Origin of the sequence: Pseudomonas ovata, from assembly GCF_003131185.1 — a bacterium.
Classification (GTDB): Bacteria; Pseudomonadota; Gammaproteobacteria; order Pseudomonadales; family Pseudomonadaceae; genus Aquipseudomonas; species Aquipseudomonas ovata.
The window spans coordinates 61,643-79,063 of sequence record NZ_QFFU01000025.1 but is presented as its reverse complement, the minus strand read 5'-3'; the positions used below and the strand labels follow the sequence as shown (position 1 = coordinate 79,063).

13 protein-coding genes and 1 pseudogene are annotated in these 17,421 nt (G+C 62.3%); 10 read left to right on the top strand and 4 right to left on the bottom strand.

All coding sequences use genetic code 11. The features are described from left to right. Positions 1–5 precede the first annotated feature (5 nt). Positions 6–1,652, bottom strand: coding sequence for a bifunctional UDP-sugar hydrolase/5'-nucleotidase (locus DGA31_RS24640; RefSeq protein WP_109514284.1), 1,647 nt, complete (start codon positions 1,650–1,652; stop codon positions 6–8). Positions 1,653–2,085: 433 nt separating this feature from the next. Here DGA31_RS24640 and DGA31_RS24635 point away from each other — a divergent pair, with 433 nt between their 5' ends. After that, a complete protein-coding gene (locus DGA31_RS24635) occupies positions 2,086–4,128 on the top strand; it encodes a PhoX family protein (protein ID WP_109514283.1) in 2,043 nt (680 codons plus the stop codon). A gap of 123 nt (positions 4,129–4,251) precedes the next feature. Here DGA31_RS24635 and DGA31_RS24630 read toward each other — a convergent pair whose 3' ends face one another. Together DGA31_RS24630 and gspK are read right to left on the bottom strand one after the other, a co-directional pair. After that, complete coding sequence (locus DGA31_RS24630; RefSeq protein ID WP_056836121.1) at positions 4,252–4,713, bottom strand: REP-associated tyrosine transposase; 462 nt, start codon at positions 4,711–4,713, stop codon at positions 4,252–4,254. Positions 4,714–4,857: 144 nt separating this feature from the next. Further along, complete coding sequence (gene gspK, locus DGA31_RS24625; protein WP_056836123.1) at positions 4,858–5,802, bottom strand: type II secretion system minor pseudopilin GspK; 945 nt, start codon at positions 5,800–5,802, stop codon at positions 4,858–4,860. Positions 5,803–5,964: 162 nt separating this feature from the next. On the opposite strand from gspK, the pseudogene tatA reads away from it, so the two are divergent. The 4 genes and pseudogenes from tatA to metC all read left to right on the top strand — a co-directional run. After that, positions 5,965–6,100 (top strand): annotated as a pseudogene (gene tatA, locus DGA31_RS30920) (twin-arginine translocase TatA/TatE family subunit); the annotation flags it as partial. A gap of 91 nt (positions 6,101–6,191) precedes the next feature. Then, on the top strand, positions 6,192–6,485 hold the full coding sequence (gene tatB, locus DGA31_RS24615; protein ID WP_056836127.1) for a Sec-independent protein translocase protein TatB: 294 nt from the start codon (positions 6,192–6,194) through the stop codon (positions 6,483–6,485). Further along, the gene (tatC, locus tag DGA31_RS24610; RefSeq protein WP_109514282.1) at positions 6,482–7,219 is read left to right on the top strand and encodes a twin-arginine translocase subunit TatC; all 738 of its coding nucleotides are present in this window, start codon (positions 6,482–6,484) and stop codon (positions 7,217–7,219) included. The genes tatB and tatC overlap by 4 nt, the downstream gene beginning before the upstream one ends. A gap of 61 nt (positions 7,220–7,280) precedes the next feature. Then, on the top strand, positions 7,281–8,444 hold the full coding sequence (gene metC / locus DGA31_RS24605; RefSeq protein WP_109514281.1) for a cystathionine beta-lyase: 1,164 nt from the start codon (positions 7,281–7,283) through the stop codon (positions 8,442–8,444). Positions 8,445–8,471: 27 nt separating this feature from the next. On the opposite strand, the gene DGA31_RS24600 is transcribed toward metC, so the two are convergent. After that, positions 8,472–9,320, bottom strand: a complete 849-nt coding sequence (locus DGA31_RS24600) for a phospholipase C/P1 nuclease family protein (protein ID WP_109514280.1) — start codon at positions 9,318–9,320, stop codon at positions 8,472–8,474. A gap of 221 nt (positions 9,321–9,541) precedes the next feature. Between DGA31_RS24600 and DGA31_RS24595 the strand changes: the two genes are divergently transcribed. From DGA31_RS24595 to DGA31_RS24575, 5 genes are all read left to right on the top strand, one after another. Beyond that, positions 9,542–9,784, top strand: coding sequence for an exodeoxyribonuclease VII small subunit (locus tag DGA31_RS24595; protein WP_056836180.1), 243 nt, complete (start codon positions 9,542–9,544; stop codon positions 9,782–9,784). Beyond that, positions 9,781–10,668, top strand: a complete 888-nt coding sequence (locus DGA31_RS24590; protein WP_109514279.1) for a polyprenyl synthetase family protein — start codon at positions 9,781–9,783, stop codon at positions 10,666–10,668. The genes DGA31_RS24595 and DGA31_RS24590 overlap by 4 nt, the downstream gene beginning before the upstream one ends. 147 nt (positions 10,669–10,815) lie before the next feature. Beyond that, a complete protein-coding gene (gene dxs / locus DGA31_RS24585; protein ID WP_109514278.1) occupies positions 10,816–12,717 on the top strand; it encodes a 1-deoxy-D-xylulose-5-phosphate synthase in 1,902 nt (633 codons plus the stop codon). A gap of 372 nt (positions 12,718–13,089) precedes the next feature. Beyond that, complete coding sequence (locus DGA31_RS24580; protein ID WP_109514277.1) at positions 13,090–16,476, top strand: T6SS effector BTH_I2691 family protein; 3,387 nt, start codon at positions 13,090–13,092, stop codon at positions 16,474–16,476. A 6-nt stretch (positions 16,477–16,482) separates the two neighbouring features. Continuing rightward, positions 16,483–17,295 (top strand): hypothetical protein, encoded by an 813-nt coding sequence (locus DGA31_RS24575; RefSeq protein ID WP_109514276.1) that lies wholly within the window; start codon positions 16,483–16,485, stop codon positions 17,293–17,295. Positions 17,296–17,421: the final 126 nt, after the last annotated feature.

The following is a 17,421-nucleotide window of genomic DNA, read 5'->3' as shown; positions in this document are numbered from 1 at the left end:
CCGGCTCAACGGGACAGCTCGCGTGGGTGCCAGCCTGGATGGCCTTGCACATAGCGCATCTGCGGCAACGGCAGGCTCGCCAGCTGCCAGCCTTGGGGTTGCTCACGCAGCCACTGTTCCAGGTGCTGCCACAGCGGCTGGCCGGCCTGCGCCTCGAAGCCCAGGCCAAAGGTGCGGCATTGCCCGAGTGGCTCGCCGACACCGCTGATGCGCTTGCCGCTGGCGCTGTAGATCACTTGCCAGTCCTGACCGAACCAGCGTGGCAGATCCTGGCTGTTGTCCAGCAACAGCGGCTCACCGAACAGTTGCTCGGCAGCATTTTCCAGTACGTTGGGCACCTGTCTGGCAGCCACGTCAACCACCGGCGCCGGGTAGCTGCCGGTCAGGCTGAGCAGGTGTTCGCGGGTGATGGTCTGTCCGCGCTCCAGGGGATAGTCGTAGCGCAAGCCCGGCAACAGCACGGCACCGCCTGATGGCCCGGCCAGTGCCTGATGCAGCAGGCGGTCCCAACTGCCGCCGCGCACATCGCGGCGCCACAGGTTTTCCGGGGCCTGCGCCAAGGGCTGGTCGAGCCAGCCGGCATGCGCGGCGCGTTGCTGCTGCGCCAATTGACGAATACGTTGCGCAGGGACCTGATCGCTGACACTCAAGGCACTGTCCAGCGCCGGTTGAAACTGCGCCGCGAACTGCCAGTTGCCGGCCACCTGCTGGCAGCGAATGCGAAATGCACCGCTGGCCCGCACGCCACCGAGCACCACCGGCACGCGCTTGCCCGATGCCTGCAAGGCTTCGATCGGTTGCGGCCAGAAATCCTGGCCCCGGGCGCCGAGCATGATGTCGATCTGGCTGATGCGTTCGGCCAGCCACAGCGCGGGGCCGGTGCCGACATCAGCCAGGGCGATGACCAGATCGGCCTCGCTGCGGGCCTGCTCGAACACCGGTTGCAGGCTGTCCAGCCAGTGTTTGAGGGAAGCTTTCTGGTCACGGGCATACGGGTCGGTCACCCCGACCACGGCGATGCGCACGCCGCTGCGCTTGAACAGGGTCAGCGCTTGCGTGCCCAGGCGCTGGGCCGCTTCGCTGCCAAGCCCGGCGCCCAGCACCGGGTGCTGGTACTGGCGATAAAGACCGGCACAGGCGTGGGGCCAGAGCAGGCGTTCATCGCTGCTGACCCGCACTTCGGTGCCCAGCAGCGCACTGCCCTGCACGCCCGACACGCCCTGGGTCAGGTAGGCCAGGCCGCTGCCGTTCCAGCACTGGCCATTTTCCAGGGTCAGGCTGTTGCCTTCCCCGGCCTCAAGGCGCATGCGCTGCAACAGCGCCCCCAGCACCGGATAGCCCCCGGTCTGTAAGGGGCCGGTCAGGTGGGCGTCAAGCAGGCTGTCGAGGGTGCGATTGCCCGGGTTGGCGGCGCGGGCATTGGGACCGCTGATCCATGGCGCCTGGCCGATGCGCGTGGCCGGGCCCAGACGGGTGGCCGGGACCACAGGCTTGCCGGGCTGGCGGGCATCCAGGGTGTCGGCGACATACAACAGGTCGACCTGCCCGCCACTGCCCGACGGTCCGGCCAACGACGAGCAGGCCGACAGCCACGGTGCCACGGCACCGACCGTCATCCACCCCAATACATCGCGTCGCACCATCGAAACCATTTGTTTACGCACCCTGGGACTGTCTCAGTACAGGGGCGGCATATTGGCGATGGCAAATGACAGTTTGATGGCAGTTTTGCAACTACCTCGCCATCATTTGTGCCATCAGTGGTCACTGAAAGCCCCTGTTCACACCTGCAATAAGGCCAGTGCGCTTGCAAGTGCCCTCTGGACGTCGCACAGGCGCCTGCTCTGGCACGCCTATCGTCTGAATAAAGGGTAAAGCCCTTTTAATCAGCAGGTTGCGGGGCACACGAGCGCGCAGGAAGGGGCCCTGTAAAAAGCACAAAGAAGCCCCCGCCAAGAAACAAATTGAAACAAACACAGATGAACCTGTGTAACAACTTAACCAAACTGCCAATAAATCATCACACTTGGCTCCTAAAGTTCGCGGCTCCTTACTTATTCCTGCTTTCATAAAAGGACCTGATGAATGAGTCGTGACACCGGCGATAACCTGAACCGCAACCTGAGCGTCAATGAGCCGATGGAATCGGTGATCGACACCTTCCTGAGCCGGCGCAGCGTGGTGCGCGGTGGCCTGGGGGCTGCAATCGCCCTGATTGCCGGCACCGGCCTGACCGGCTGCTTCGACAGCGGTGGCGGTTCCGATGACGACGATGTCGCCGAGCCGGTGACCCCGACCCCGGAAGTGCCCAAGCTCAAGCTGGGCTTCAACTCGATTCCAGGTTCACGCACCGATGCCTGCACCGTGGCTGCCGGCTACGTCGCCCACGTCCTGGCCCCGTGGGGCACGCCGTTCAACAGCCGCGCCAATGCCTGGAAAAGCGACGGCACCAACACCTCCGCCGACCAGGCCAACGCCGCCGGCATGCACCACGACGGCATTCATTACTTCCCCATCAATGGCAGCTCGACCGAAGGCATCATTGCCATCAACTACGAGTACATCGATGAGAAAGCCCTGCACCCCAAAGGCCCGACCCTGGTCGCCGGCAAGCGCCCGGCCGAGGAAGTGCGCAAGGAAATCAACGCCCATGGCGCCGGCGTGTTCCGCGTTCGCAAGGTCGGCAGCCGCTGGCAGATCGTCGACAATGACCCGCTCAACCGTCGCCTGACCACCGATTCGGTGATGAACATCGCAGGCCCCCTCAAGGGCACCGCGCACGTCAAGACCAAGTTCTCGCCGGACGGCACCCGTACCCGCGGCACCAACAACAACTGTGGCAACGGCTACACGCCATGGGGCACTTACCTGACGTGCGAAGAAAACTGGCCAGGCATCTTCCTCAACAAGGGCACTGTCCCGGCCGACCAGAAGCGCATCGGCGTGGCCACCTCCAGCACCAACTATGACTGGGAAACCGCGGCCGGCGACAGCAGCGAAGTCAACGACGAATTCAGCCGCTTCAACATCACCCCGCGCGGTGCCAGTGCCACTGACGACTACCGCAACGAAGCCAGCACCTACGGCTACATTGTCGAGATCGACCCGTACAGCGCCACCAGCGTCGCCACCAAGCGCACGGCGCTGGGCCGCTTCCGTCACGAAGGCTGCTGGCCGGGCCTGCTGACCGAGGGCAAGCCGGTGGTGTTCTACATGGGCGACGACTCGCAGAACGAATACCTCTACAAGTTCGTCTCCACCGCCCTGTGGACCGCCGCCGACGCCAACCCGACCGACCGCCTGGCCACTGGCGCCAAGTACATGGACAGCGGCAAGCTGTACGTGGCCCGCTTCAACGCTGACGGCACCGGCACCTGGCTGCTGCTCGAAGCCACCACCGCCACCACCGACGGCAGCACCCTGGGCGCCAAGTTCACCGACCTGCCGGGCATCATCCTCAACACCCGCGGTGCCGCCGACGCCGTGGGCGCCACACCGATGGACCGCCCGGAATGGACGGCCGTGAACCCGGTCAACGGCGACGTGTACCTGACCCTGACCAACAACACCAGCCGCACCACCGCCAACGCCGCCAACCCGCGCGTCAACAACAAGCACGGCCACGTGATCCGCTGGCATGACGCCGACAACCAGACCTCGTTCACCTGGGACATCTTCGTCTTCGGCGCCAACGCTGCCGGCACCGCCGACCTCAACCGCTCGGGCCTGACCGAACTCAACCAGTTCGCCAGCCCCGACGGCATGACTTTCGACAGCCGTGGCATCCTGTGGATCCAGACCGACAACGGCGAGTCGACCCTGACCAGCTACACCAACGACCAGATGCTGGCCGTGATTCCGAGCAACATGGTCGACGCCGCCGGCAAGCAGGTTCCGGTCAATGCCAGCAACCAGGGCGACCTGCGCCGCTTCTTCGTCGGCCCCAATGGCTCGGAAGTGACCGGCGTGACCTTCACCCCGGACAACAAGACCATGTTCATCAACATCCAGCACCCGGGCAACTGGCCGTCCACCGACGTGGCCACCGACGTCACCGTTGGCACCGTACGTCCACGGGCCTCGACCGTGGTGATCCAGCGCGCCGACGGGGGTGAACTGGGCGTCTGATATCACCCGTTTCAACCCGCAAGACCGGCCGGGCGGCGATCCGCTTCAGCCCGTAGGACCGGCTTCAGCCGGGAAGCAGGCACCGCAGATCTGCGGTGCTACCCTTCGCTGCTGAAGCAGCTCCTACGGGATCCAGACCGCATCCCACAACGGATAGTCACCTACGCGCTGTACCAATCCGGCGCGTATCGGATTGGCGATCACATAGCGCGCCATTTTCAATACATCCTCATCACGCCTGGCGGCATGGTCGTGATAGCCCTTCTGCCCGCACAGCATCTTGTTACCGAAATGCTTGTTGATCACATACGCGCTGCGCCCTTTGAGCCGTTGCATCAACTGGCTCAAAGAACCGGACCTGACCTCAAACAGCCAGTGCACGTGATCAGGCATAACCACCCAAGCCAGCGACCGCACGTAGCCTGCCACATGCAGGCTACGCATCTCAGTCACCCGTCGACGACCTATCCATAAATTGGAAAACACAGCGTCGCGATTGCGTACAACACACGTCACCAGATAAATCTGTCCATGAATAGAATGGCGACCGAGACGCAGATAATGGGCGTGATGATGAACAGGCATTCCATTGCCCCCCAGAGAAAAGGAAGGCAAAGATAGGATCTGCCTCTCGAAGAAGCGGCAGTAACGTGGTGCAAAAGGTTTCAGACGTGCAGGCGTAAATCGGTGGTGACTGTGTTCCCGGCTAAAGCCGGCCCTACGCAGCCCCTAGAGTTCCCGTCCCCGCACCACCATCTGTTGCGCCGGCACCCGGCTGTGCCATTTCACCACCCCGCGGGCCTGGACCCGGTACTGGCTGCGAAACGCCTGGCCGTCCAGCGTGGTTTCGATCTGCAGCAAAAAGTGATCACCGTTGAGCAGCAAGCCTTCGCTCAATCGGGCAAAGGCTTCGTCGTCCATTGCGCCCATGGCGCTGCGCAGGTCACTGGCGTCCTTGTAGCCGCCAGGCGGGCGGCCGGTGATCAGGCGGGTCAGTTGCGCGCGCGGGATCTCGCCTTCATAGAGGGCCTCCAGCAACGGCAAATGCTCCAGATTCAGAGCATTGGCGTTGAGCTGCCAGCCTTCGCTGTCCGGCAGCACACACAGCGAGCCGGTGGCGCGGGCGCCGGGCACGGCCATCAGGTTCATCTCGCTGATGTCGGCCATTGGCTGATTGCCCGCCATGCGCGCCGGTGACTGGCGTGAATACTCCGGGTTTTCCGCCCCGTGCAGGCGCGCCTGATGGTTGGCGTCCAGCCAGTCGATCAGGCTGTCGGCCAGGCGCTCGGCCGCCATGTCATCACCCAGCAGGTACAACAACTGGTTGCGCGCCCGGTCCGCTTGCGGGCCGATCAGGCTGTTGACGTTGAAGCAGGTGTGCAGGTCGACAATGCGGATACTGGACTTCCCGCCCGCGAAGTCATAGCTCAACGGCTGGCCGCGCAAGGCCTGCCAGAACATCGGGCTGGCGCGCCACAGCGGGTCCTTGAGCGCCTGCTCGGTAAACGCCAGCGCGGCCTTTTCCACCGCCCGCGCCTGGATGCGCTGTTGCACCAGGCGTACACCGTCGACCTGCTGGCGCCCCTGCGCCACCAGCCAGGTCAGCCCGCCGGCCAGCATCGCCAGGGCCACCAGTACCATCAATAACGCCGCGCCCTGCTGTTGCCTGCGCATGACTCCTACCTGCTTTCAAACCTGCGGACCGACAGTCAACACCGGCAATGTTGCAACCGGGTAACAGGCTCATGAAAACCACGCAAAAATGTCACAGCCTCGTCACATGGCCTCGGCAAGATGCCTGTTCATTTTCATAATCAATGACTTGGAGTGCGTTTCATGGGTGGTATCGGAATCTGGCAACTGCTGATCGTTCTCGTGCTGGTCTTCATGCTGTTTGGCACCAAGCGTTTGCGCACCCTGGGCGCGGACCTGGGCGAAACCATCAAGGGCTTTCGCAGCTCCATGGGCCATGACGAAACCAAGGGCGACGACACCCTGGCAAGCAAAGGCAGCCTGAACGATGCCAGCCGCACCGCCGCGCACCAAGCCGACAGCAAGCACTGATGTTCGAGATCGGCTTTACCGAACTGCTGCTGGTCGGCACCGTCGCCCTGCTGGTGCTGGGGCCTGAGCGCCTGCCCAAGGCCGCCAGTACCGCCGGGCGCTGGATGGGCCAGACCAAGCGCGCGCTCAATGGCATCAAGCGGCAGATGGAACGCGAACTGGATGCCGAGCAACTGCGCCAGTCGCTCGACCAGGCACCCCTGATCGCGCTGGAACAGGAACTGCGTGAAGGCATCCGCCTCGACCCGCCGGCCGGCACGCCTCACGCCAGCAACGGACAATCGACCTCATGAATGCCCTGGAACATCACGCTCCCATCGCGGTAGTCAGTCACCTGCGTCAGTTGCGCAGCCGCCTGCTGCGTTGCCTGCTGGCGATTGTCTTGCTGTTCATCGGCCTGTTTCCTTTCGCCCAGACCCTGTACACCGCCATCTCGGCCCCGCTGCGTGCCTTTCTGCCCGCCGGCGCCAGCATGATCGCCACCAGCGTGACCTCGCCCTTGATGGCGCCGTTCAAGCTGACCCTGATGCTGGCGCTGTTCGTGGCCATGCCACTGATCCTGCACCAGGTCTGGGGCATGGTCGCGCCGGTGGTGTATCGCCGGGAGCGCCGCATCGCCATCGCCTTGCTGGTGGCCAGCGTGACCCTGTTCTACGCCGGCATGGCCTTCGCGTTCTTTTTGGTGTTCCCGATGATGTTCGGCTTTTTCGCCAGCGTCACGCCCGAGGGCGTGGAAATGATGACCGACATCGCGCTGTACCTGGACTTCATCCTGGCGCTGTTCCTGGCCTTCGGCCTGGCGTTCCAGATTCCGGTGGCGACCTTCCTGGTGGTATGGGCCGGCATGATCGATGTGCAGACCCTGAGCAAAAGCCGGGCCTATGTGATCGTCGGCTGCTTTGTGGTGGGCATGATCCTTACCCCGCCGGACGTGTTCTCGCAAACGATGCTGGCGGTGCCGATGTGGCTGCTGTTCGAGGTCGGCCTGGTGGCCAGCCGGATGGTGAGCCGGCCGCACGCTTTGTAGAAGCACCTGAGCGGTCCTGCGCTACCATGACGGCCTGTCCCTCTATGCTGCGGAGCCTGCCATGCCTTCATCCCGAGATCCCCGTGCGGCCACCGCACTGACCCAGCGCGGGCGCAGCGCGGCCAGCGGTCCGGGATTACCGGTCAACCCGCCGGTGGTGCGCATGAGCACCGTCTTGTTCGACAGCCTCGCCAGCCTGCGCGAGGCCGAGGCGCAGCGGGCGCACAGCGAGCGCTCGCTGACCTACGCCGCCAACGGCAACCCCACCGCCTTTGCCCTGGAAGACCTGATCAACACACTCGAAGGCGCCCACGGCACCTGCCTGTACCCCACAGGTTTGAATGCGGTGGCCCAGGTGTTCCAGGCCTTTCTGCGCCCCGGTCAGCATGTGCTGATCACCGACGCGGTATACGCCCCGGTGCGACGCCTGGCGCGTACGCTGCTGACGGCATTCGGTATCGAGTTCGATTATTACGCCGCCAACGGCAGTGATATCGAAGCGCTGATCAAGCCCAACACCCGGATGATCTACGCCGAAGTGCCCGGTTCACAGACTTTCGCCATGACCGACCTGCCGGCCCTGGCCGCGCTGTGCAAGGCCCGCGACCTGTTACTGGCGGTAGACAACTCCTGGGGCTCGGGTGTGCTGTGCAAGCCGCTGGCACTGGGCGCCGACATTTCGCTGATGGCCCTGACCAAATACGTGGCCGGGCACTCGGACGTGATGATGGGCAGCATCAGCACCACCGAGGCGCATTTCGGCACCTTGAAAACGATGCAGATTGCCACCGGCAGTACCGTCAGCCCCGACGATGCCTACCTGGTGCTACGCGGCGCTCGCAGCCTGGCCGCACGTCTGGCCCTGCATGAGCAGCACGCCCTGCGCATCGCTCAGTGGTTGCAGGCCCAGCCACAGGTGGCGCGCGTCATGCACCCGGCGCTGCCTGAACATCCGGGTCATGACCTCTGGAAACGTGACTTTCATGGCTGCAACGGCTTGCTCAGCTTTGAATTCAAAAGCGCTGCACCGGGCACCACTGACCGCTTCGTCAGTGCCTTGCAGTTGTTCGGCATTGGTTACTCATGGGGCGGCTACGAGAGCCTGGTGAGCGAAGTGGGCGTGTTTGCCGAAGGCCGCGCGCGGCAAGTGCTGCGCTTGCAGATCGGCCTGGAGAATCCCGAAGACCTGCTGGTCGATCTGCAAGCGGGCTTTGCAGCGCTGTAGTGCGGCCTGGGCCGTACAGACAGGCGCCTACGGGCCGACGCGCCTGGACAGGTAGGCCAGGACACGCACCGAGTTCCACAGCGTTTGCCGGTATTGCTGCTCGAAGAATGCCTGCAGCTCGGCTTCGCTTTTACACCCCGGGTTGACCGGGCCGAGGGCGAAGGTACAAGTCCCGTACTCGCCCCAGCCCTTGGCCGCTTCGTCAGGGTCGCGCGCAGGCCAGGCCCAGTAGCGCTGCCATGCGTTTTCAGCCATTTCAGGGCCGGACGGTCTTTGGCCGATCGCCCGCAAGGTCGACTCGGCAGCCTCATTGAGCAGTGTGTGCAAATAGGCCGGGGCCGTTGCCGTTTCTGCTTTTAATTGCTGACACTCATCCAGGCTCAGGCTGAAGGCCGGCAGGCTTTCGCGGCGTTTGAAGCTGTCGAAAGGGTCCGCGCTGCCAGCGACATGAAAGACCGGCACCACATGGGCCGGCACGCTCATGTCCTGGATATAGTGCAGAACCCGGCCGGCCTGCTCATACACCTCGGTAATCGGCGGCCGCTTCTGCTGGAGCAACTGCTCCAGTGCTTCGACACGAAGGGCGAAGATCCGGTCAATGTTACGGTCGATGAACCAGAACGGCAGCAGCTTGCCGTCACGGTTGTAGAAGTGCCAATGGGTAAGCCGCTGCCAGGCCGTCAGCACACCGGTATCCTCGGCATCGGTGCCGGCGGCCAATGCTGCGCCGACCTCAGGTAGCAGGCTGGCGCAACCGGCCCAGGCGGCAACAGCCTGCCGGGTATAGGCACGGTGCAGCTCAGGGTCGAAAGCCCATGCAGCCTGGGCGCCCATGAGCAACAGCACTGACAGGCCCGACACGGGTAACAGGGTCATGCACTCGATCTCTTGAAATGGCTTGCGGATCAAACCACAGGTGCAACCCGACCTGCCAGCGCAGGCCTTGGCACGTGCGGAACATCACCACGGCCCAAGGGCCGCGTAAATCTTTCGCTGAGCCGCCCTCTGGGCAACATTCAAAGCAGCCAGTCGCCATTTGCCCCGGTGGCGCTGCTCTGCTAGTGTCGCCCGGTTAAATCTCTACCGGAACCGCCCTCATGGCCCGCAAGAAAGCTGCACTGGATTTCGAACAGTCCCTCGCCGATCTGCAAACACTGGTAGAGCGCCTGGAAAACGGTGAACTGTCACTGGAAGACTCGCTGACCGCCTTCGAACAAGGCGTGCGCCTGACCCGCGACTGCCAGAGTGCCCTGGCCCAGGCCGAGCAAAAGGTCCAGGTGCTGCTCGAGCGCGACGGTGAACTGGCCGAAGTGCCTTTCGATGCGGATCAAGCCGAATGATTGCGACCTACCAGGCGCTGTGCCAGAAACGTGTCGACACGGCCCTTGAACCGCTGTTCCAGGCCCCGGCCGCTGAACTCGACCGCGTGTACGCCGCCATGCGCTACAGCGTGATGAACGGCGGCAAGCGGGTCCGCCCCTTGCTGGCCTATGCCGCGTGCGAGGCCCTGGGCGGCGTGGCCGAGGACGCCAATGGCGCGGCCTGCGCCGTGGAGTTGATCCATGCCTACTCGCTGGTGCATGACGACCTGCCGGCCATGGATGACGACGATCTGCGCCGTGGCCAGCCCACCACCCACAAGGCTTTCGATGAAGCCTGCGCGATCCTGGCCGGTGACGGCCTGCAGAGCCTGGCATTTACCGCACTTACTGACCCACGCCTGAACACCCGTGATGCCGAGACCCGCCTGCAGATGGTCCAGACCCTGGCGCAGGCCGCAGGGCCCGCCGGCATGGTCGGTGGCCAGGCCATCGACCTGGGCTCGGTGGGCCTGAAGCTGGATCAGGCGGCGCTGGAAAACATGCACCGGCACAAGACCGGCGCGCTGATCGAAGCCAGCGTGCGCCTCGGCGCCCTGGCCAGCGGTCATGGCGATGCCGCGCGCCTCGATGCCTTGCAGGTCTACGCCCGCGCCGTCGGCCTGGCATTTCAGGTGCAGGACGATATTCTCGACGTCGAAAGTGATACAGCGACGCTGGGCAAACGCCAGGGCGCCGACATCGCCCGTGACAAGCCGACTTACCCGGCATTGCTGGGCCTGGACGCGGCCAAGGCGTATGCCTTGCAACTGCGCGACCAGGCGCTTGAAGCGCTGCAGCCCTTCGATAACGCCGCCGAGCCCTTGCGGCTGCTGGCGCGCTATATCGTCGAGCGGCGCAACTGAATCGCACCGCACGTCGCGCTGTGGCGAATCAATACAGATTTGCCACGTCCAACGTTTCAGCCCTGATCATCCACCTCGACGCACTTCATGGGCAGCCTGCAACGCATAGGGTAAACTGCCGCGTCCTCTACTATAACGATCCGCCTGATGCCCAAGACGTTCAAAGACATTCCCCGCGAGCGCCCCGTCACGTCGTTGCTCGATCGAGTCGATACACCGGACGCACTGCGCCGCCTGGGTGAAGCCGAGCTGGAAACCCTGGCCGATGAACTGCGCCTTGAACTGCTTTACAGCGTAGGCCAGACCGGCGGCCACTTTGGCGCAGGCCTTGGCGTCATCGAGCTGACCATCGCCCTGCATTATGTATTCGACACCCCTGACGACCGCCTGGTCTGGGACGTCGGCCATCAGGCCTATCCGCACAAGATCCTGACCGGGCGCCGCCTGCGCATGTCGACCCTGCGCCAGAAGGACGGCATTGCCGCCTTCCCGCGGCGCAGCGAGAGCGAGTACGACACCTTTGGCGTCGGCCACTCCAGCACCTCGATCAGCGCCGCGCTGGGCATGGCGCTGGCCGCCCGCCAGCAGGGCGTCGAGCGCAAGTCCATCGCTGTCATCGGTGACGGCGCGCTGACCGCCGGCATGGCATTCGAGGCGCTGAACCACGCGCCGGAAGTCAACGCCGACATGCTGGTGATCCTCAACGACAACGACATGTCGATCTCGCGCAATGTCGGTGGCCTGTCCAACTACCTGGCCAAGATCCTGTCCAGCCGCACCTACACCAGCATGCGCGAAGGGAGCAAGAAAGTGCTGTCGCGCCTGCCCGGTGCCTGGGAAATTGCCCGGCGCACCGAAGAGTATGCCAAGGGCATGCTGGTGCCCGGCACGCTGTTCGAGGAACTGGGCTGGAACTACATCGGCCCGATCGACGGCCACGACCTGCCGACCCTGATCGCCACCCTGCGCAACATGCGTGACCTCAAGGGTCCGCAGTTCCTGCACGTGGTGACCAAGAAGGGCAAGGGCTTTGCCCCGGCCGAAGTCGACCCCATCGGCTACCATGCGATCACCAAGCTCGACCCGCTCGACGCCCCCGCCGTAGCGCCCAAAAAGGCCTCTGGCCCCAAGTATTCCGGCGTGTTCGGCCAGTGGATCTGCGACATGGCAGAGCACGACCCACGCCTGGTCGGCATCACTCCGGCGATGAAAGAAGGCTCGGACCTGGTGGCGTTCAGCGAGCGCTTCCCGTCGCGCTACTTCGACGTGGCCATCGCCGAGCAACATGCGGTGACCCTGGCCGCCGGCATGGCCTGTGAAGGCAGCAAGCCGGTGGTGGCGATCTACTCGACCTTCCTGCAACGCGGCTATGACCAACTGGTGCATGACGTGGCGGTGCAGAACCTCGACGTGTTGTTCGCCATCGACCGCGCCGGCCTGGTCGGCGAAGACGGTCCGACCCACGCCGGCAGCTTCGACCTGTCGTACCTGCGCTGCATCCCCGGCATGCTGATCATGACGCCCAGCGACGAAAACGAACTGCGCAAGCTGCTCAGCACCGGCTACCTGCACACCGGTCCCGCCGCCGTGCGCTACCCGCGTGGCACCGGCCCGAATACCCCGATAGAAGCCAGCCTCGAGCCGGTAGAGATCGGCAAGGGTGTGGTCCGTCGTCGGGGCCAGGGCGTTGCTATCCTGGCCTTCGGCGTGCAACTGACCGAAGCCCTGCAGGTGGCAGAAAAACTCGATGCCACGGTCATCGACATGCGCTTCGTCAAGCCGCTGGACGAAGCCCTGGTGCGCGAAGCCGCCGCCGGTCATGAGCTGCTGGTCACGCTTGAGGAAAACGCGATCATGGGCGGCGCCGGCTCGGCCGTCAGCGAATGCCTGGCCCGGGCCAATATCCTCAAGTCGGTCCTGCACCTGGGCCTGCCGGATGCCTATGTCGAACACGCCAAGCCGGCGCAGATGCTGGCCGAGTGCGGACTGGACGCCGCCGGTATCGAAACGGCCATCCGTGAGCGCCTGGCGCTGATCTGCAAGGCCTGAAGCAAGCCCTTACCGGTACGCTTGATGCACCAAAGCCCCGACTCGCAAGAGCCGGGGCTTTTTCGTCCGGGTGCGCAAACCATTGCTCACCGGGCGGTGGATAACGGTGTGGGCACCTTCCCCTGCCCCGCGCATCATGAAGCCTGCAGACGAATGCGCAACGGCTTGCACAGGCCTGGCAAGGTATTGCGCGCTTTCATCTTTAAAATCGATCAAGAAACGATCAATCACTTTGTATTGAATACTTAACCATTTGATTTAAAGAGAAAATTAAACAAGGGCACGGTTCTTGTTATATCCAGACTCAGTGTCTGGCGATGGCGTCTGCCTCCCGGGCTGTCGTGGCAGACATCATCACAAGGAGACCGCCCCATGGCCGATAAGCTCGGAACCCCTCGGCAGCACCGCGCCACTCTCTTCGACAAGACTCCCGCCACTGGCACCAGCCTGTGCCCGTTCAAAGGTCCGCACATCGCCATCGTCCCGGTGCGCTATGCCCTGGACCGCTCGCGCTACGACCCCAACCCCACGGTCTTCAAGCCGCTGCTCAAGGGCGGCAACTGGCCGCGCCTGCCGGCACTGAAAAGCCGCCGCTATACGTTGCGCCAGCTCTACGACGGTTATGTCTATGTATTCGACGAAACCGCCGGGACATTGCACGAATACACCTACTCGGCCACCGATGCCGGCCTGCGACGTATTGTCTGGCGCGAGGCCCAGTTGGGTCAGGACACCCGCGTGGGCAGCGACACTGACGAGGCGCAGCTCTACCTGCTCTACCCGCGCAAGCACGTCCTGCACATTGCCTATTCGCCCCTGCAATGGACCTGGCGGACCTGCGAACACCTGCGCTCCCACGATGGCAGCCGGGCGGCACGCATGAAACGCCTGGACCTGGCGAGCTACTGCGTCACCATGAACGAGCCCGGCACCTTGCCACTGCGCAACATCGCCGAAGCCGTGGCCGACATCGATTATTACCAGGTCAATGAAGACCTGCGCTTCTATGACTCGGCCATTCCCAGCACCCAACCGCCTTTCAATCCGTCGTCGGGCAAGGCCGCCTGGGTCCCGCTGGGGGCTGATGTCTGCTGGCTGGGCAGCGTGCCGGACAAGGACAGCGCCCTGCTGATCGCCCTGGATGACCCGCTGGCCGTTCTCAATGACCTGGGCCTGCAACTGGCAGCCGATCAGGTGGCTTATCAGGACTGGCAGGGCACGCATGAACATCGCTCACAGATGGCGACCCTTGTGACCCATCTGTGCGGCATGCCCGACCAGCCAGCCACCGGCCTGCCGGACGCGGTACGCGGCGATCCGGTGAGGACGCACACGTACCTGCTGGAGCTGGAAGCGTATCTGGAGCAATACGAGCTTGAAGAACGCATCCTCGAAGAAAACGCCACCGCCGCGCCGGAAATCCACTTTGTGTCACGCGCCAGGAGCGACGCCCTGCGTGAGGCGCTTTTCAAGCGCTATGGCGTCACCCCGCCGGCCCGGGACATCGAGTCATGGCTGCAGCGCAGCAAGTGGCGCCGTGAAGTGAACCTTGAAGGCGCACGCACCCACCTGAGGCAACAGCAACCCGCCCAACAGCGCCTGCTGCAACAGATCAAGGACACGCTGGCCGACTTCGAACGCTGGGCCGTGCACATCGGCAATGACCCTGAAGCGCTGTTTGTCGACATCGCCAATACCGACTCCCTGCACTACCTGATGACGACGCTGGAAAACCTGCTGGCCCTCTACCCTCAGGACCTGCATGGCAGCGACTGGCTGCAAGAACAGGAAGACACCAACAGCAGCTTGTTCGGCACCGCGCGCTACGGTTTTTCGCCAGGCCTGAAAGAAGCCCTGCACACCCAGGCCAACAAGCTGCTCAACGGTCTCAATGACATGACCAACCTGGCCACGCGCGCGGGCGAACTGAACGCCGTGCTCAACCATCCCGGCTTTGCCGATGCACCGTGGATGAAAGCGCTGAAGCAACCGGTGCAGGACGGCTTCAAGGCCCTGCGAGCCTTGGTCAGCGGGGCTGGCAAGCAGGCCGCCGAAGGTCTGGTCATGGCGTTTGCTGCGGCGGACAGCCGCCTGGCCACCGGCAAGCAACAGAGCCTGGTGGCGCTGATACGTAATCTCCTGATTAACCTGGTCATCACTAACTCGCCGGGAAAACCCGAAATCGACGCGAATATCGGCCACAAGGTCCAGCAATGGAAAAGTACATTGGCCTCCCTGGAGCGACAGCTTACGCAACTGAAACGTCAATGGGCCTATCCGGAGCGTCCCTACGTCCGGCGCAGCCGCATGCAGGCCCTGCGCACCATGAACGCGCGCCTGCGCGCCCATGAAGCCAGCCGGCCCGCGCTGCTGGACTACCAGAACAATCAATATGCCCGCCTGCTGCAGGAAGACATTCGTGCCTTCATACAATCGGGCAAGCACACGCTCAAGGACTGGCAAAAACACATGCAGGCCTGGAGCAAACACCTGGGCGTTCATGGCGCCAGCATCAGCTGGGGGGTGATCATCCTCAACTTCATCAACACCGCCTTCATATGGCGGGACCTGAGCCGCGATGGAACCCTGACGCAAAAGGACCTGGCCAAGGTGGCGTACAGCCTGGCGTGGAGCCTCAACCTGTTGACGGCGTTGTATCTGGAATCGCCGTGGTCGGTGGTGAGGGGCGCGAAGCCGGTGGTTATACGCGGAAAGGATATCTCTATACTGGATCATTCAGCGGCTTATTGGAGAGCTCGGGGAAATCCGGTGTGGGCTGACGCGGTTCGTAACTTCAGGACACGGTTACTAGGGACGGGACTGTTCGCAATAGCAGCTGCCGCATTGGAAATCTGGGATCTGCGAGATGATCGAGAAAACGCCAAAACGGACGAGGAAAAAGTATTTACGACTGTAAAGATTTATTCCGTACTTGCTATGGGAAGTAGTGGAGCTTTACAAATAGCAGCACTTTTTAACGCAAGGCTGGCCACTTTTGTCATGGGTCCCTGGTTCGCCTTCGGCCTGATGATCGTAGGAGGCATTTATCTTTTTATGACAACGCTCATCAACTATCTGAAACAAGACAGCATCGGCTCATGGCTGAGAAAGTGCTGCTGGTCCCACACGCCTAAGTACCGCTACCCCGACACACTGGAGGGCCAGATTGAAGAAAAGCGCGCCTTCATGGAAATAGAGCTGAGCCCTGAGGTGCTGGTCAAGAGTACCGAGCACTATTACGACATGAACATTGGCAAAGGCGATTCCATCCCCGTCGCTGAAAAGAACGGTGCCTGGGTACAAATCCGTTTCCCTAATGCCCTGCGTGATCAAGTCATAGGCTTCGATGCCATCATCAGCAAGAGAGCCTATGGCCTGCTGGGGGCGGAAAAGATGGCGTTCCCGATCAAGGAAAGTTTTCTTGACAAAGGCACTTATAGAAACCCGGCAAAATGGGGAGACATCAATAATCAAAGGCCTCCGTCGGAATACATCATCCCCTTCGGAGCAACCCTGGACAAGGATGACGGTGTCATCTGGCAAACCTGGATACCCGTCGAGCCGGATGCCGACTTTCTGGAACTGCAGATCTGGTACCCCGATAACATCCTGAAAGCCGCACCGCAGGACATTGGTTACCTTTATCAAATTGCGCTGAATCGTAAGGGCAGTCGTGCAATCAATGGTGCCGAGAACACTGAACTGCAAGTCAGGAACGAGACCCGCGAGGGCGCGTGGGAAATCTACCTGATTTCATGATTGACAATGAAGTCTTTCAAGACAGCCTCTCAGCCCGACCGGGCTGGGAGCAAATCGTCAACCGCCTTGCCGATTTCCTTGTATGGCACTCTCAAAATCAAAACGGACAAGATGATGAGCCCTGACAACTCAACGGCAGAACAGATTACCGATAAAGAAGCTTCAACACTGATGACATGGTCAATCAAGGCAATCGATCAATCGCCTAGCGACAGAAGATTTCTCGCACTGTTTTCTTTTGGTGCACCTGGCGCTTTCCTGGCCTACATACTCTGGCTGACTGATCTCAGCACCGTCGAGAGCTATGGATTCCCGATTTCAATCACCGTCAGTATGCTTTTAGCCTCCTTCGGAATTCTGGCCATGGTCCGCCAGAAAACCCTCTTCAACTACCGGGTTTACCCTGACCACATAGAAAGTGACGACTGCCTCTATTACCCCGACTACACCGAAGACCTGTTCAAGGGCATCGTCATTGTGTTTGTTCTGGCGGTCATGTTCCTGGGTATCTTTACCGGCTCGGCATTACTGACCGTTTTCGGCCCGGTGTTCATTCTGGTGGGCACCGGAGGGGCCTTGATGTCGTGGCAACGTCCCGAGCCCAGGCATCATCCAGGCCTGCCTTGGGACGAGTTTCACTTTGTCACGGTGGACCGCAAATACCGCATCATCGTCCATCACTGCACGGATGTACCGCAGGGCTTTGATGTCCGCTTTCCTGATGATGATCTGCTGGAGCAGTATCTGGCTTTTTTACATACCGTTCTGCGGCCTACCGTGAAGTACACCGAGAGGGTCTGGCAGGGCAATTATGAATAACCTTACCCGCCGACGGCACCCGCTAAAACACACAAAACTGCAAACGAATACAGACCCGCAAGCCGCGCCTCGGGACATTGGTCATCTCTATAAAGTCGCACTGAATCATGAGGGCAGTCACGCAAT

Excerpts from the sequence above, each read along its gene's own strand:
- gspK (WP_056836123.1), bottom strand. The coding sequence starts at position 5,802 with ATGCGCAGGCAACAGCAGGGCGCGGCGTTATTGATGGTACTGGTGGCC.
- DGA31_RS24580 (WP_109514277.1), top strand. The coding sequence starts at position 13,090 with ATGGCCGATAAGCTCGGAACCCCTCGGCAGCACCGCGCCACTCTCTTC.
- DGA31_RS24595 (WP_056836180.1), top strand. The coding sequence starts at position 9,542 with ATGGCCCGCAAGAAAGCTGCACTGGATTTCGAACAGTCCCTCGCCGAT.
- DGA31_RS24575 (WP_109514276.1), top strand. The coding sequence starts at position 16,483 with ATGAAGTCTTTCAAGACAGCCTCTCAGCCCGACCGGGCTGGGAGCAAA.
- tatB (WP_056836127.1), top strand. The coding sequence starts at position 6,192 with ATGTTCGAGATCGGCTTTACCGAACTGCTGCTGGTCGGCACCGTCGCC.
- DGA31_RS24635 (WP_109514283.1), top strand. The coding sequence starts at position 2,086 with ATGAGTCGTGACACCGGCGATAACCTGAACCGCAACCTGAGCGTCAAT.
- tatC (WP_109514282.1), top strand. The coding sequence starts at position 6,482 with ATGAATGCCCTGGAACATCACGCTCCCATCGCGGTAGTCAGTCACCTG.
- DGA31_RS24630 (WP_056836121.1), bottom strand. The coding sequence starts at position 4,713 with ATGCCTGTTCATCATCACGCCCATTATCTGCGTCTCGGTCGCCATTCT.
- dxs (WP_109514278.1), top strand. The coding sequence starts at position 10,816 with ATGCCCAAGACGTTCAAAGACATTCCCCGCGAGCGCCCCGTCACGTCG.
- metC (WP_109514281.1), top strand. The coding sequence starts at position 7,281 with ATGCCTTCATCCCGAGATCCCCGTGCGGCCACCGCACTGACCCAGCGC.
- DGA31_RS24640 (WP_109514284.1), bottom strand. The coding sequence starts at position 1,652 with ATGGTTTCGATGGTGCGACGCGATGTATTGGGGTGGATGACGGTCGGT.
- DGA31_RS24600 (WP_109514280.1), bottom strand. The coding sequence starts at position 9,320 with ATGACCCTGTTACCCGTGTCGGGCCTGTCAGTGCTGTTGCTCATGGGC.
- DGA31_RS24590 (WP_109514279.1), top strand. The coding sequence starts at position 9,781 with ATGATTGCGACCTACCAGGCGCTGTGCCAGAAACGTGTCGACACGGCC.